General features: G+C 58.6%; 17 protein-coding genes, 1 other RNA gene and 1 other annotated feature. Of the genes, 8 read left to right on the top strand and 10 right to left on the bottom strand.

Annotated elements, in window-relative coordinates:
* Window positions 1–158 precede the first annotated feature (158 nt).
* Window positions 159–255, top strand: an RNA gene (gene ffs, locus JS46_RS23510) — signal recognition particle sRNA small type.
* Window positions 256–381: 126 nt separating this feature from the next.
* Here the strand turns inward: ffs and JS46_RS14910 are convergent.
* The 3 genes from JS46_RS14910 to JS46_RS14900 all read right to left on the bottom strand — a co-directional run bounded on the left by JS46_RS14910 (window position 382) and on the right by JS46_RS14900 (window position 1,503).
* Entirely contained in the window at window positions 382–600 is a 219-nt protein-coding gene (locus tag JS46_RS14910; RefSeq protein ID WP_033752683.1) for an HHA domain-containing protein, read from the bottom strand.
* Between the two features lie 23 nt (window positions 601–623).
* On the bottom strand, window positions 624–1,001 hold the full coding sequence (gene tomB, locus JS46_RS14905; protein ID WP_033752682.1) for an Hha toxicity modulator TomB: 378 nt from the start codon (window positions 999–1,001) through the stop codon (window positions 624–626).
* A gap of 148 nt (window positions 1,002–1,149) precedes the next feature.
* Entirely contained in the window at window positions 1,150–1,503 is a 354-nt protein-coding gene (locus JS46_RS14900; RefSeq protein ID WP_051905629.1) for a hypothetical protein, read from the bottom strand.
* Window positions 1,504–1,851: 348 nt separating this feature from the next.
* Between JS46_RS14900 and JS46_RS14895 the strand changes: the two genes are divergently transcribed.
* Genes JS46_RS14895 through JS46_RS14885 form a run of 3 tightly spaced genes read left to right on the top strand, consistent with a single transcriptional unit; the run spans window position 1,852 to window position 4,247 of the window.
* The gene (locus JS46_RS14895) at window positions 1,852–2,520 is read left to right on the top strand and encodes a metal ABC transporter ATP-binding protein (RefSeq protein ID WP_033752680.1); all 669 of its coding nucleotides are present in this window, start codon (window positions 1,852–1,854) and stop codon (window positions 2,518–2,520) included.
* Window positions 2,517–3,356 carry a metal ABC transporter permease gene (locus JS46_RS14890; RefSeq protein ID WP_033752679.1) on the top strand — a complete coding sequence of 280 codons (840 nt, stop codon included), beginning with the start codon at window positions 2,517–2,519 and terminating at the stop codon, window positions 3,354–3,356. Before JS46_RS14895 ends, JS46_RS14890 begins: the two co-directional genes overlap by 4 nt.
* A 12-nt stretch (window positions 3,357–3,368) precedes the next feature.
* The gene (locus JS46_RS14885; protein WP_033752677.1) at window positions 3,369–4,247 is read left to right on the top strand and encodes a metal ABC transporter substrate-binding protein; all 879 of its coding nucleotides are present in this window, start codon (window positions 3,369–3,371) and stop codon (window positions 4,245–4,247) included.
* Between the two features lie 41 nt (window positions 4,248–4,288).
* On the opposite strand, the gene ykgO is transcribed toward JS46_RS14885, so the two are convergent.
* From ykgO to JS46_RS14870, 4 genes are all read right to left on the bottom strand, one after another.
* Window positions 4,289–4,429 (bottom strand): type B 50S ribosomal protein L36, encoded by a 141-nt coding sequence (gene ykgO / locus JS46_RS23505; RefSeq protein ID WP_071997379.1) that lies wholly within the window; start codon window positions 4,427–4,429, stop codon window positions 4,289–4,291.
* An 11-nt stretch (window positions 4,430–4,440) separates the two neighbouring features.
* Entirely contained in the window at window positions 4,441–4,692 is a 252-nt protein-coding gene (locus JS46_RS14880; RefSeq protein ID WP_033752676.1) for a type B 50S ribosomal protein L31, read from the bottom strand.
* Between the two features lie 204 nt (window positions 4,693–4,896).
* Window positions 4,897–8,052, bottom strand: coding sequence for a multidrug efflux RND transporter permease subunit AcrB (locus tag JS46_RS14875; RefSeq protein ID WP_033752675.1), 3,156 nt, complete (start codon window positions 8,050–8,052; stop codon window positions 4,897–4,899).
* 16 nt (window positions 8,053–8,068) lie between these two features.
* Window positions 8,069–9,271: an efflux RND transporter periplasmic adaptor subunit gene (locus JS46_RS14870; RefSeq protein WP_033752673.1), complete on the bottom strand. Its 1,203-nt coding sequence runs from the start codon at window positions 9,269–9,271 to the stop codon at window positions 8,069–8,071.
* A gap of 142 nt (window positions 9,272–9,413) precedes the next feature.
* On the opposite strand from JS46_RS14870, the gene acrR reads away from it, so the two are divergent.
* Window positions 9,414–10,058, top strand: coding sequence for a multidrug efflux transporter transcriptional repressor AcrR (gene acrR, locus JS46_RS14865; RefSeq protein ID WP_033752672.1), 645 nt, complete (start codon window positions 9,414–9,416; stop codon window positions 10,056–10,058).
* Here acrR and rsmS read toward each other — a convergent pair.
* Genes rsmS through priC form a run of 3 tightly spaced genes read right to left on the bottom strand, consistent with a single transcriptional unit; the run spans window position 10,049 to window position 11,017 of the window.
* Window positions 10,049–10,204: a pleiotropic regulatory protein RsmS gene (gene rsmS / locus JS46_RS23500; protein ID WP_072010446.1), complete on the bottom strand. Its 156-nt coding sequence runs from the start codon at window positions 10,202–10,204 to the stop codon at window positions 10,049–10,051. The genes acrR and rsmS overlap by 10 nt on opposite strands.
* 9 nt (window positions 10,205–10,213) lie before the next feature.
* On the bottom strand, window positions 10,214–10,459 hold the full coding sequence (locus JS46_RS14860; protein ID WP_033752671.1) for a GlsB/YeaQ/YmgE family stress response membrane protein: 246 nt from the start codon (window positions 10,457–10,459) through the stop codon (window positions 10,214–10,216).
* Window positions 10,460–10,495: 36 nt separating this feature from the next.
* Complete coding sequence (gene priC / locus JS46_RS14855) at window positions 10,496–11,017, bottom strand: primosomal replication protein PriC (RefSeq protein WP_033752669.1); 522 nt, start codon at window positions 11,015–11,017, stop codon at window positions 10,496–10,498.
* 56 nt (window positions 11,018–11,073) lie between these two features.
* On the opposite strand from priC, the gene JS46_RS14850 reads away from it, so the two are divergent.
* The 3 genes from JS46_RS14850 (at window position 11,074) to dnaX (ending at window position 14,287) form a co-directional block, all read left to right on the top strand.
* On the top strand, window positions 11,074–11,463 hold the full coding sequence (locus JS46_RS14850; RefSeq protein ID WP_033752668.1) for a DUF454 family protein: 390 nt from the start codon (window positions 11,074–11,076) through the stop codon (window positions 11,461–11,463).
* Window positions 11,464–11,604: 141 nt separating this feature from the next.
* Window positions 11,605–12,156, top strand: coding sequence for an adenine phosphoribosyltransferase (gene apt, locus JS46_RS14845; protein ID WP_033752667.1), 552 nt, complete (start codon window positions 11,605–11,607; stop codon window positions 12,154–12,156).
* A gap of 139 nt (window positions 12,157–12,295) precedes the next feature.
* Entirely contained in the window at window positions 12,296–14,287 is a 1,992-nt protein-coding gene (dnaX, locus tag JS46_RS14840) for a DNA polymerase III subunit gamma/tau (RefSeq protein ID WP_033752665.1), read from the top strand.
* Window positions 13,635–13,696 (top strand) — a sequence feature (DnaX frameshifting element). It overlaps the preceding gene by 62 nt.
* Window positions 14,288–14,315: the final 28 nt, after the last annotated feature.

Raw genomic sequence — 14,315 nt, 5'->3', positions numbered from 1 at the left:
TGCGCAGAAGCAAAAACGCTACTGTAGCACAGCCCTGCGGCCCTCTGGCGAGACGCATTGTTCAAGAAAACAACGGTCATCCGGTCGGCGCTTGCAATTGCCGGGGGCTTCCCTGATAATGCCCCCGCCTTCGAAAGAGGGCTTGTCAATGGAGGCTCTGTTGGTCCTCCCGCAATGCTAACTTGTGAACTCGGTCAGGTCCGGAAGGAAGCAGCCGCAGCAGGCGACGCGTGTGCCGGGATGTGGCTGGCAGGGCCTCCACCACTTTCTCCTCTCGGAAAATCCCCAGACGTCTCTCATAACCGCCACTCCATGGCCAGTTAAAGATTTATTCAGAATAAAGCGGGTGTGTTGTAGCTAAGAGGAAGGAAAAACAGTGTGTTAACGCACAAACTTCCATACCGAGCCAGGAACTTTATCGTAAAGCTTATTCATCGTCAGTTCAGCCAGACGATGATCGGCAGCGGAGTAAAATACCGCCAGTTCGTCATCGGATAATTCGTACTTATTCTTTTCAATCACGCGTTCGAGCGTATCGATCGAGCGGCAGCGTCTCAGCCGCATCAAATAATCAGTTTTAGTCAGATTTTTATCGTTCATAAATAAACCGGTCTCGTGTTTACCTAAATGGAGTGACTGGGTTGCTGAAGGAAAGCGCACTCTTCGCTAAAAAGATTAAATAAGCGTCGGGCGGAACGCTGCCACCGATTCAGATCCTGGGCATTGATACCGTAATTAGTGAATAGCATAAAGGTATCGTCAAGATAGTCGTCGATTTGCGTTATCAGATCTTCATCTTCAGCATGCTTAATTTTGTAATTCATCGTGAAAGAAGCAATGTGCTCAATCAAATCATTAAGCTGTAAATTGTTCTCAGAAGTCGGGTCGTTAACCCAGCCGTGATGGCTGTCGGTCAGCGTCGCCATGCTTTCGTCAAACAGGCTCTCACACAGGAATTTAAGCTGGGCAATATCATGCCGTTTCGGTGAGTACTCGTCCATCTTTTTCCCCTCCATAGCTTGCACGGATACCGCAACGCGGCGAGTTAAGGTTAAGCGGCCAGGAAGTGATTACGAATAGCGGTCAGAGCTTGGGATACATTAAATATAAAACACAATCATTAGATTTGCTCACCTCAATTACCAAATATTACAATTCGTCAGCGGGTGAAGGTTGCTGGCTCTCTATGAGCTCAAACTCAAGTCTGCCGGGAAGAACCTGAAACAGAACCTGTTCTTCGCGAGTAAAAACTTCATTTAAATCCAGGCAAGGACTAAATATATGTCCATCGAATTGATAAAGCATTTTAAAACGATTGCTGGCTAACTTTTCTACAGACTTTATTTTAAAACTCTCTGGAACTAACTGCGCGTGCGGTGAATACCATTGCAAGTCACCTGCCAGAGGTTGCGCTATTTTGGGAATATTCCGTTGGATAAACGCCGTTAATTCTGGGACGGACGGGTTATCCGGGTTGATATTGCTTTCAAGCTGCAGAGACATTTCATTTACCGCTCAATAGATTGTTAAACCGATCATTAGACTTGTGCAACCACTTTGCAACTCCTCTCTTAACGACAAAACCTATTGTTATTATTCGTAAAGCTTTTTTTCTCGCTGAATCAGATAAATGGCTTCTGCTTTTAAGAAGACGTACAGATCTGCTGATACCTTTTGAAACATATTGCCTGCACACCTCGCGCTAAAACCAGGATAGATTATTGTTATGTTATAACATAATGAGTGAGTTATGAATCAGAGCGGAATGCTGCTTTCACTGGGCGGACGAGTCGCTGTCGCCTTGTTCATCATCGTCCTGCTGGCGCTGGCGATAAAGTGGGGAGTCGCATCATGATGCGCTTCGCCCAGCTGCAGGCTGGCTATCAGAACAGGGCAGTAACGCCGGTCATTAATGCCGAATTAACCTTTGGCAGCATGACGGCGCTGGTCGGCGCCAACGGCAGCGGCAAATCGACGCTGCTAAAAACCATCGCCGGACTGATAAAACCGGTTGCCGGAAAGTGCGAGCTGCAACTTCCCCGCAAGGCTATCGGCTGGATGCCGCAGCGCAGCGAGCTGGAGACGCGCTTTCCGCTAACCGTTTTTGAACTGGTGTCGATCGGCTGCTGGCCGCGCTGCGGCTGGTTTGGCGGCATCAGCCGCAGCATGCGCCGGGAGATCGAGCAAGCGCTGGATGCGGTGCAGATGCGCGATTTCGCCAGCGCGCAGCCCGCCACGCTGTCGGGCGGTCAGCTGCAGCGCGTGCTGTTCGCCCGGCTGCTGCTGCAGCGCAGCGCGCTGTGGCTGCTGGATGAGCCTTTTAACGGCATCGACAGCAAAACCGTGACGCTGCTGATGTCGATCCTGCAACAGCAGCGTCAGGCGGGCACTACGCTGCTGGTGGTGCTGCACGACCGCCCGCTGGTAGAGCGCTATTTCAGCGAGGTGCTGTCGCTGGACGATGCTGGCGAACACTCTGCCAGAGAGGCATCGGTCGCATTGCGGAGCCCGGCTTTATGACGCTGATTCAGCCTTTTATCGAATTCGGCTTTATGCGGCGCGCGCTGATTGCCTGCGTGGCGCTGGCGGTCAGCGCCACGCCGCTCGGCGTCTTTTTGTCGCTGCGTCGCATGAGCCTGATTGGCGACGCGCTGTCGCACGCGGTTTTGCCGGGCGCGGCCATCGGCTATCTGATATCGGGCCTGTCGCTGGTGGCGATGGGCGTCGGCGGGCTTATCGCCGGGCTGGCGGTGGCGCTGCTCTCCGGCGCGGTAAGCCGCTACACGCCGCTGAAAGAGGACGCCAGCTTCGCCGGTTTCTACCTGGGCTCGCTGGCGCTCGGCGTGACGCTGGTATCGCTGCGCGGCTCGAGCGTCGATCTGCTGCATGTGCTGTTCGGCTCGCTGCTGGCGGTGGATAAGCCGGCGCTGTTGCTGGTCGGCGCTATTGCCGCCTTTACCCTGCTGATGCTGGCGGCGATCTACCGGCCGCTGGTGATTGACGCTTTCGATCCCGATTTTCTGCGCGCGCAGGGCAAATGGAGCGCACCGCTAGTGCACGGCCTGTTTCTGCTATTGGTGGTGCTGAATCTGGTGGCGGGCTTTCAGGTACTCGGCACGCTGATGTCGGTCGGGCTGATGATGCTGCCCGCCGCCAGCGCCCGATTCTGGAGCCGGCATCTGGCATGGATGCTCGCCGCTGCGATGGGGTTGGCGATCGCCGCGGCCGTTATCGGACTGATGCTCTCCTGGCGCTTCTCGCTGCCGGCGGGCCCGGCGGTGGTGCTAAGCGCCGCGCTGCTCTTTTTTCTTTCTATTCTGGCAGGTCCATGCGGCGGCCTTCTGCGCCGCCATTAAACAGGGGTATTTATGAAGAAGTTACCGTTAAGCCTGGCGATCGGCGCGCTGCTGATCAGCCCGCTATCCATGGCGAAAACCGTGAATGTCGTCGCCAGTTTTACCGTACTGGCGGATATCGTAAAGCAGGTAGGGGGCGAACACGTGAACGTAAAATCGCTGGTCGGACCGAATGGCGATCCCCATACCTTCGAGCCGACGCCGCAGGATAGTCAGGCGCTGGCCAGCGCGGATCTGGTCATCGTCAGCGGTCTGGGGCTGGAGGGATGGATGGATCGTCTGGTGAGCGCTTCGGGCTATAAAGGCGACGCCGTGGTGGCCTCGCGCGGGATAGCGACGCGCACGATGGAAGAGGAGGGGAAAACCGTGACCGATCCCCACGCGTGGAATAGCATGCACAACGGCGTCATCTACGCCGCCAACGTGATGAACGCGCTAATTAAGGCGGATCCGCAAGACGCCGATGCGATTCGCCGCAGCGGCGAAAAGTATATTCAGCAGCTGCAGACGCTGGACGGCTGGGCAAAAACCGCCTTTGCGGCGATACCGGCAGCGAAGCGCAAGGTGCTGACCAGCCACGACGCGTTTGGCTATTTCGGGCAGCGCTACGGCGTGACCTTTCTGGCGCCGGTCGGCTTCTCTACCGAAGCGGAAGCGAGCGCCAGCCAGGTCGGTGGGCTGATCCAGCAGCTCAAGGCTGAGCATATCCATAGCTATTTTATTGAAAATCAAACCGACCCACGCCTGGTGAAGCAGATCGCCAGCGCAACCGGCGCGCAGCCGGGCGGCGAGCTCTATCCAGAAGCGCTGTCGCAGCCTTCCGGTCCTGCGCCCACCTATGTCGCGGCGTTCCGTCACAATGTCGAAGCGATGATCCGCAGCATGAAATAAAAAAGGCCGGGGATTTCCCCGGCCAGCTGTCACGACACTCACTAACGTTTCTTCTTTCTTCCCTGCACCGCTTTAAAGCGCGGATTCGATTTGCAAATCACAAAAACGCGTCCGTGACGGCGCACGATCTTGCAATCCTTGTGGCGCTTTTTGGCCGACGCCAGTGAACTCAATACCTGCATCTGTAGCGTCCTTATTTATTAAGAAAACGGCCGAAGCGCTGGTTGAAGCGCGCGGCGCTGCCCTCTTTGGCGAACTCTTTCTGCTTGCCGGTGTAGTAGGGGTGGGAAGCAGACGAGACGTCCAGCGTCATATAGGGCAGGGTTTCGCCTTCAAAATCGATGGTACGCTCGGTTTTAATGGTGGAGCCGATTTTGAAATATTTATCGACGGTTGTGTCGTGGAACACCACAGGACGATAGTCAGGATGAATAGTCGGTTTCATAACGCCTCGCAAATGTTATGTTATAAAGTAACAGTATTATGGCGCGCGTTGGCAATAAATGCAACCTGTGTCGGCTACGATGGCGAAAAGATCCCTGAGCGATCTTTTGAGGGATTACCCGCGGGTAAGCGAGTGAAGAGGGGCGAACAGGCGCGCCAGCAATAAAAAAGGCCGCTTGCGCGGCCTTTTGTCATTCAGCAAAGATTAATGCTGATGGCTCTGTTCGGTTGGGTGACCTTTTTCCAGCTCCGCTTTGTTCTTGCCGAAGCGGCGGCGCACCACCACGAAGAAGACCGGAACGAAGAAGATCGCTAGCGCGGTCGCCGTCACCATCCCGCCCATTACGCCGGTACCGACGGCGTTCTGCGCGCCGGAACCTGCGCCGGTGCTGATCGCCAGCGGCAACACGCCGAGAATAAAGGCGAGCGAGGTCATCAGAATCGGACGCAGACGCATACGACAGGCTTCCAGCGTCGCCTCTACCAGACCTTTGCCCTCTTTCTCCATCAAATCCTTGGCGAATTCGACGATCAGAATGGCGTTCTTCGCCGATAGCCCGACGGTGGTCAACAGACCCACCACGAAGTAAACGTCGTTGCTTAGTCCGCGCAGCGTGGTAAAGATCAGCGCGCCGATAACCCCGAGCGGCACCACCAGCATGACCGAGAACGGAATCGACCAGCTCTCATAGAGCGCCGCCAGACAGAGGAAGACCACAATCAGCGAGATCGCATAGAGCGCAGGCGCCTGGTTGCCGGAGAGGCGTTCCTGATAGGACATGCCGGTCCAGTCATAGCCGATGCCCGCAGGCAGTTTCGAGGCCAGCTCTTCCATCAGGTTCATGGCGTCGCCAGAACTCTTGCCTGGCGCAGCCTGGCCCAGAATCTCCATTGACGGCAGACCGTTATAGCGCTCCAGACGCGGCGAACCGTACTGCCACTTCGCCGACGAGAAGGCGGAGAAGGGCACCATGTTGCCGCTGCTGTTGCGCACGTACCATTTGCTGATATCGTCAGGCAGCATACGATCTTTGGCTTCGCCCATCACGTAGACCTTCTTCACGCGGCCGCGATCGATAAAGTCATTGACGTAAGAGCCGCCCCAGGCGGAACCGAGCGTGGTGTTGATATCGGAAAGCGATACTCCCAGCGCCTGCGCTTTTTCCTGATCGATAGTCAGCTTGTACTGCGGCGTATCTTCCAGGCCGTTGGGACGCACGCCCACCAGCGTATCGGAGTGTTGCGCCACCATACCCAGCAGCTGGTTACGCGCTTCGGTCAGTTTTTCATGACCAAGGTTGTTCTGGTCGATCAGCTCAAAGTCGAAGCCGGTGGCGTTACCCAGTTCGATAATCGCCGGCAGGTTGAACGGGAACACCATCGCATCTTTGATCTGGCCCAGCGCGCCCATAGCGCGACCGGCGATAGCCGGCACCTTCAGATCGCTGCTGCTGCGTTCATCCCAGGGTTTCAGACTGACGAAGGCGATACCGGTGTTCTGACCGCGGCCGGAGAAGCCGAAGCCGTTAACGGTAAACACCGACTTCACGCTGTCCTTCTCTTTATTCAGGAAGTAGTCCGTGATCTGATCCATAACCTTCTGCGTACGCTCCTGCGTCGCGCCCGCAGGCAGCTGCGCCTGAGCGAGCAGCAGGCCCTGATCCTCTTCCGGCAGGAAGGAGGAGGGGAGACGCAGGAACAGATACGCCATGCCCACCACGATCACCAGATAGATCAACAGATAGCGACCGGTGCTGCGCACGATATGGCCGACGCTGTCGACGTAATGGTTGGTGCTCTTGTCGAACAGGCGGTTAAACCAGCCGAAGAAACCGGTGGTTTTGCCATGATCGCCTTTCTTGATCGGCTTCAGCATTGTGGCGCAGAGCGCCGGCGTCAGGATCAACGCCACCAGCACCGACAGCGCCATCGCAGAAACGATGGTAATAGAGAACTGACGGTAGATAACGCCGGTTGAGCCGCCGAAGAAGGCCATCGGGATAAACACCGCCGCGAGCACCAGCGCGATACCGACCAGCGCGCCCTGAATCTGCTCCATTGAGACCTTGGTCGCCTCTTTCGGCGGCAGGCCATCTTCGGCCATCACGCGCTCAACGTTCTCCACGACCACGATGGCGTCATCCACCAGCAGGCCGATGGCGAGCACCATACCGAACATCGTCAGCGTGTTTATCGAGTAGCCGAAGGCGCTGATGATAGCGAAGGTGCCGAGCAGCACCACCGGCACCGCGATAGTCGGGATCAGCGTGGCGCGGAAGTTCTGCAGGAAGAGATACATCACCAGGAACACCAGCACGATCGCTTCAAACAGGGTTTTCACCACTTCGAAGATCGAGATCTTAACGAACGGCGTGGTGTCATAGGGATAAACTACCTTCAGGCCGGCCGGGAAGGTCGACTGCAGTTTGCCCAGCTCCGCCTTCACCGCATTGGCGGTATCCAGCGCGTTTGCGCCGGTTGCCAGTTTGATACCGATACCGGAAGCCGGTTTGCCGTTATAGCGCGCGATAACCTCGTAGTTCTCGCCGCCCAGCTCGATTTTCGCTACGTCGCGCAGGCGAACCTGCGAGCCGTCGGTATTCACCTTCAGCAGGATCTTGCCGAATTCGTCGGTCGAGGTGAGACGCGTCTGGGCGATAATCGAGGCGTTGAGCTGCTGGTTCGGTGCGGCAGGCGCGCCGCCAAGCTGACCCGCCGCGACCTGGGCGTTCTGGGTGTTGATGGCGCTAATGACGTCGACCGGCGTCAGCTGGTAGTTATTCAGCTTGGCCGGGTCCATCCAGATACGCATCGCATACTGCGCACCGAAGATCTGGGTATCGCCCACGCCTGGCGTACGGCTGATAGGGTCCTTGATATTCGATGCGACAAAGTCGGAGATATCGTTCTGGGTCATTGAGCCGTCATCGCTGACGAAACCCGCCACCATCAGGAAGCTGCTGGAGGATTTCTGCACCTGAATACCCTGCTGCTGCACTTCCTGCGGCAGCAGCGGCATCGCCAGCTGCAGTTTGTTCTGCACCTGGACCTGCGCGATATCGGGATCGGTGCCGGATTCAAAGCTCAGGGTCAGCTGCAGGTTACCGGAAGAATCACTGTTTGATGAGAAGTACATCAGCCCATCAATACCGTTCATATTCTGTTCGATAACCTGCGTCACGGAGTCCTGCAGCGTTTTCGCATCGGCGCCCGGATAGGCGGCACGAATCTGCACGGCCGGCGGAGCAACGTTGGGATATTGCTCGATCGGCAGCTTAAGAATCGATAGCGCACCCGCCAGCATCACGATGATGGCGATTACCCACGCAAAGATGGGGCGATCGATAAAGAACTTAGCCATGTATCAACGGCTCCTGTTAAGACGAAGTTTTTTCAGACTGGGTCTGAGATTGCGCATTCGCGTCAGATTTCTGCTCGGCAGAGACTTCCTGCGGCGTCACCTGAGCGCCTGGCTTCGCGCGCTGCGTGCCGACGCTGATCACGCGTTCACCCTCTTTCAGACCAGAGGTTACCAGCCATTTGTCGCCGATCGCCTGCGCGGCGTTGACGCTGCGCACTTCAACCTTGTTGTCCGCGCCCACCACCATGACGGTCGCCTGACCGGTAGGCGTACGGGCGACGGCCTGCTGCGGAACCAGCAGCGCATTCGGGTTGGTGCCTTCCTCCAGACGCGCGCGGACGAACATGCCCGGCAGCAGTTTGTGATCTGGATTCGGCACGATAGCGCGCAGGGTGATAGAGCCGGTGGTCTCGTCAACCGTCACGTCCGAGAACTCCAGCGTGCCCTTCTGCGGCGATTCGCTGCCGTCCTGCATCAGCAGGGTAACGGTCGCTTTGCCGTCGACCTGTTTCAGCTGACCAGATTCCAGCTCCGCGCGCAGGCGCATAAACTCGTCGCTGGACTGGGTGACGTCGACATACATCGGATCGAGCTGCTGCACAGTGGCCAGCGCGGTGGTCTGCGCACTCTGCACCAGCGCCCCTTCGGTCACGGACGATTTGCCGATACGACCGCTGATAGGCGAGGTCACTTTGGTGTAGGCCAGATTAATACGGGCGGTTTCGACGTTCGCTTTCGCAACCTGCACCGCGGCGGCGTTCTGCGCGGCGGTAGCGACGGCGTTATCGTAATCCTGCTGGCTGATATATTTGGTGCCGAGCAGCGGCTTGTAGCGGTTAACCGTCAGCTGCGCGATGCGGGCGTTGGCTTCCGCCTGCGCCAGATCGCCTTTGGCGCTGTCGTAGCTTGCCTGGTAGGTGGCAGGATCGATCTGATAAAGCGATTCGCCCGCTTTAATATCGCTGCCTTCCACAAAATTACGCTTCAGAATGATACCGGAAACCTGAGGGCGCACTTCAGCCACGCGATAGGCGGAGGTACGGCCCGGCAGCTCCGTGGTGATCTTCAGGGGTTCGCTTTTAAGGGTGACAACGCCCACTTCCGGCGGGTGCTGCTGGGCGGCTTGCTGGGATTTATTATCATCACATCCTGTTAACACAAAGCTGCCTGAAAGCATCAGGACGGCCGCCAGAGGCGCTAATCCTCTGTTTTTATTCATAAATAAACCTCTAGTGTCCGATATCAATTGATCAATGGATCACAAACCGATAAACCCATTGCTGCGCTAAAACCCGGGTCGTGCTATGGTACATACATTCACAAATGTATGTAAACTTGCCAGTTTGTAAAAAAAGCTCCCTATGGCACGAAAAACCAAAGCCCAAGCACTTGAAACGCGTCATCAAATTCTTGATGCCGCCCTTGCGTTATTTTCCTGCCAGGGCGTTTCCGCCACCTCGCTTGCGGATATTGCCGCAGCGGCTGGCGTAACGCGGGGCGCAATTTACTGGCACTTTAAAAATAAAGCCGATGTGTTACACGAAATCTGGCTGCGCACCGACGCTGGGCTTGATGATGTGGAACTTGAGTATCAGACAAAATACCCTGGCGATCCACTTTCTGTATTGCGCGCGATGCTGATCTATATCTTTGAAGCAACAGCAAAGGATCCGCAGCGCCGCGCGCTAATGGAGATCATCTTCCATAAGTGCGAGTTCGTCGGCGAAATGGCCGCGCTGCAAATCATGCAGCAGAGCCTGCTGTCAGAATGTTATGACAAAATAGAAGATGTTTTGAAAGAGTGCATTGAGGCTGGGCAATTACCCGTCACGCTCAATACCCGCCAGGCGGCGCTGCTGATGCGGGGCTACGTCAACGGCATGATGGAGAGCTGGCTGTTTACGCCGGAGAGCTTCGACCTGGCCGCGAGCGCGCCGCAAATCGTCGAAGCCTTTATTGATATGCTGCGTCTGAGCCCGACGTTAACTGCGTCGCATCAGGCCTGACGCTTCGCGTCGCGCTTTTTCTCGAAGTCGCGCTGCACGATCGCCAGCGCCGCCAGCACGGTGTCGGCTGGCAAGCGGTTCTCTTCCAGCAGCTGAATCAAATCTACCGCCAGTTTTATCTCGTCAGGCGCGTTTTCCAGTGACATTCTCGTTCCTTATATACGCAGTTTCGCTGCGACCAGCAGCATAAGTAGCGCGCCGGCCAGCGCGATGCCGAGCGCGGCGGGGTGGAGCGTCGCCAGCGAGCCAAGATCGAAATAGCTGGCGATATAGCCGCCAACCAGCGCGCCGATTACCGCCAGCACCAGCGTGGCGACAAGGCCCCCGGGGCGTCCGGGGAAAAAGCGTCGCTTCAGCCAGCCCGCGACCGCTCCCGTGATAATCCAGGCGATGATTCCCATTTCAGGCTCCTGAACAGATGGCGCTAAGTATAGGCGTCAGAGAGCGTCGCCGCGCAGCGAAAGCGCCCAGTTCACCGCATGAATCGCCTGACGACAGCGCGCCATGCGGCCCTCCAGCACCTCGAGATCCTGCTTCAACTGCTGCTGCGCCGCCAGGCTCTCCGCCAGCGCCAGCCGCTGTTCGCGCTGGTCGATCATCGCCTGCAGCCGCCGCTCATACTCGCGATATTCCGCCAGCTTCTGCTGGCGCGGCGTCGCCGCGGGCCGTTCGCGGCGCGGGCGCAGCTGCTGCGTGTTCGCTTCGCGCTGCAGGGCGGCAATCTGATTCACCAGCTTCTCCGCCAGCCAGACGCGCTCTTGCGCATTCGACGAGGCGCAGAGCAGCTGCAGATTGCGTTCAATCTCCTGCAGATAGTCCGCCAGCCGCGTGCCGCTGGCGGTAAACAGCTGGCGGTCGAAGCGCGGCGTGCGGCAGTGGCCGTCGGGATGGCGCGCGATCTGCGCTTTAAGCGCCGCCAGGCAGGCGGCCAGGCGCTGTTGTGTGGTGGCGTCCGCCATTATCTTTTCCTTATCTGTGCTAACGTAGCGCGCATGCAAAGGATTCAGGCAAGGCTATGCAACGTATTTTACTGCTGACTCTCGGCTGGCTGGCTATCATACTCGGCGCGCTGGGCATTGTATTACCATTATTACCGACCACGCCATTCGTGCTGCTGGCGGCCTGGTGCTTCGCCCGATCGTCGCCGCGCTTTCACCACTGGCTGCTATGGCGCTCGCCGTTTGGCCGCTATCTGCGCCACTGGCAGCGCCACCGCGCGATGCCGCCGGGCGCGAAAGGGCGCGCCATGGCGCTGACGCTGGTGACCTTTTGCGTTTCGATCTGGCTGGTGAAAATTCTGTGGGTGCGCCTTTTTCTTGGCGTAATGCTCTGCTTTTTGCTGTTGATGATGTGGCGTATTCCTGTGGTGGCCGAATCGCCCGACGATCGCGCGCCGCCGCGATAAGGTTGCATTTAGCCGGCCATTTGCTTAGATTTGGGCATCTTCGTGCGTGGCTTCCCTTTTTTTACTCTCTGCGTCTGATTCATTTTGGAATCTGACGCTATGGAAGCTGCGCGATATAAAGTTTTTACCAGGCGTAACATTATGACCGCAACTGCGCAGCAGCTTGAATTCATTAAAGAGAGCATTAAAGGCATTCCGGATTACCCGAAACCCGGGATCCTCTTCCGCGACGTCACCAGCCTGCTGGAAGATCCGCAAGCCTACGCCGCGACCATCGCGCTGCTCGTTGAGCGCTACCGCGATCGTGGCATTACCAAAGTCGTCGGCACCGAAGCGCGCGGTTTCCTGTTCGGCGCGCCGGTCGCGCTGGGATTAGGCGTCGGCTTCGTGCCGGTGCGCAAACCTGGCAAACTGCCACGCGAGACCTTCAGCGAATCCTACGAGCTGGAATATGGCACCGATGCGCTCGAGCTGCACAAAGACGCCATTAAGCCTGGCGACGTGGTGCTGGTGGTAGACGATCTGCTGGCGACCGGCGGCACCATCGAAGCCACGGTCAAGCTGATCCGCCGCGCAGGCGGCGAGGTCAAAGACGCCGCGTTCGTGATTAACCTCTTCGATCTGACCGGCGAATCTCGCCTGAAAGCGCTGGGCGTCAACTGCTACAGCCTGGTCAACTTCCCGGGTCACTAAGTGACGATGGCCTCGCCGCGCGCGAGGCCAGCAAGTGATAGGCAATGCCCGCCGTCGCTGTTAAACTACTGCAACGATATACAGGGGTTGCAGCGCGTCTGCGCTCATCTTTCCAACCACATCCAGTGATCGAATCCACATGAGCTATCAGGTACTTGCGCGAAAATGGCGTCCTCAGGCATTTGCTGACGTTGTCGGTCAGGAACATGTCCTGACCGCGCTGGCGAATGGACTGTCACTGGGACGTCTCCATCATGCTTATCTCTTCTCCGGCACGCGCGGCGTGGGCAAAACCACCATCGCGCGCCTGCTGGCGAAGGGACTCAACTGCGAAACCGGCATCACCGCCACGCCGTGCGGCCAGTGCGACAACTGTCGCGAGATCGAACAGGGCCGCTTCGTCGATCTGATCGAGATCGACGCCGCCTCGCGCACCAAGGTGGAAGACACGCGCGATCTGCTGGACAACGTGCAGTATGCCCCCGCGCGCGGCCGCTTTAAGGTCTATCTGATCGACGAAGTGCATATGCTGTCGCGCCACAGCTTCAACGCGCTGCTGAAAACGCTCGAAGAGCCGCCGTCGCACGTTAAATTCCTGCTGGCTACCACCGATCCGCAAAAGCTGCCGGTGACGATCCTCTCCCGCTGCCTGCAGTTTCATCTCAAGGCGCTGGACGTTGAACTGATCCGCAAGCAGCTTGACTATGTGCTGCAGCAGGAGCAGATCGAAAACGAACCGCGCGCGCTGCAGCTGCTGGCGCGCGCCGCCGACGGCAGCATGCGCGACGCGCTTAGCCTGGCCGATCAGGCGATCGCGATGGGGCAGGGCGTAGTCAGCAGCCTCGTGGTCAGCCAGATGCTCGGCACGCTGGACGATGAGCAGCCGCTGGGCCTGATCGAGGCGCTGGTAGACGGCAGCGGCGAACAGGTGATGACGCTGCTCAACCAGGCCGCGTCGCGCGGCGTGGAGTGGGAAGCGCTGCTGGTGGAGATGCTGCGTCTGCTGCACCGCATCGCCATGGTGCAGCTGCTGCCCGGCTCGATCAGCGATGAAGAAGAGAGCCACGCGCCGCGCCTGCGCGAACTGGCGCGCGTGGTGCCGCCCGCCGACGTTCAGCTCTACTATCAGACGCTGCTGATGGGGCGCAAAGATCTGCCGCTGGCACCCGACCGCCGCATGGGCGTCGAAATGACCCTGCTGCGCGCGCTGGCGTTCCATCCGCAAACGGCGATTGCCGAACCGGCAGCGCGCCCAACCATGACGCCGCAGGCGGAGCCGTCCGCCGCAGTCGCGCCGCCGCAGACGCACGCCGTCGCGCCGCAGCAGCATGTCGCCGCCGCGCAGCCGCAGATGGCGCCGCCCGCGCCGCCGCAGGAACGGGTCGCGCCGCCGGTCGCCGCACCGCCGGCCGCCGCGCCTGACGGCTCGTTTTCCGATACCACCAGCCAGCTCCTGCAGGCGCGCACCCAGCTGCTGCGCCAGGGGGCCAGCAAACCAAAAAAGAGTGAGCCGGCAGCGTCCCTGACGCGGCCGGCTACCTCCGCGCTGGAGCGCCTGGCCTCCGTCACCGAACGCGCGCAGGCGGCGCGTCCGCGCGAGACGGCGCCGGCGAAAAAAGAGGCGTATCGCTGGAAAGCGCAGTCGCCGGTCGAGGCGGCGCCCGAACCGGTGGCGACGCCAAAAGCCTTGCGTTCGGCGCTTGAGCATGAGAAAACCCCTGAGCTGGCGGCGCGCCTGATGGAAGAAGCGCAGCAGCGCGATCCCTGGGCGGCGGAAATCGCCGCGCTGCCGCTGCCGAAGCTGGTGCAGCAGCTGGCGCTGAACGCCTGGAAAGAGCGCACGGAGCAGGGCGTCTGCCTGCATTTGCGCTCCACGCAGCGTCACCTGAACTCCGCGTCGGCGCAGCAGGTGCTGGCGGCCGCGCTGAGCGACGCCGCCGGTCAGTCCGTTGAATTGACTATCATTGAAGATGATAATCCTGCGGTATTGACGCCACTCGAGTGGCGACAGGCCATTTATGAAGAGAAGCTGGCGCAGGCGCGCCAGTCTATCATTAGTGATACCCACATCCAGACGCTGCGCCGGTTCTTCGACGCCGATCTGGATGAAGAGAGTATCCGACCCGTTTGACCACGCTGCCGCTGTCTTATGGATAGCG

Source organism: Pantoea sp. NGS-ED-1003 (assembly GCF_000738765.1).
Taxonomy (GTDB): domain Bacteria; phylum Pseudomonadota; class Gammaproteobacteria; order Enterobacterales; family Enterobacteriaceae; genus Pantoea; species Pantoea septica.
Note: the sequence above shows the minus strand (reverse complement) of the source record. Positions and strands in the feature narration are given on the sequence as shown.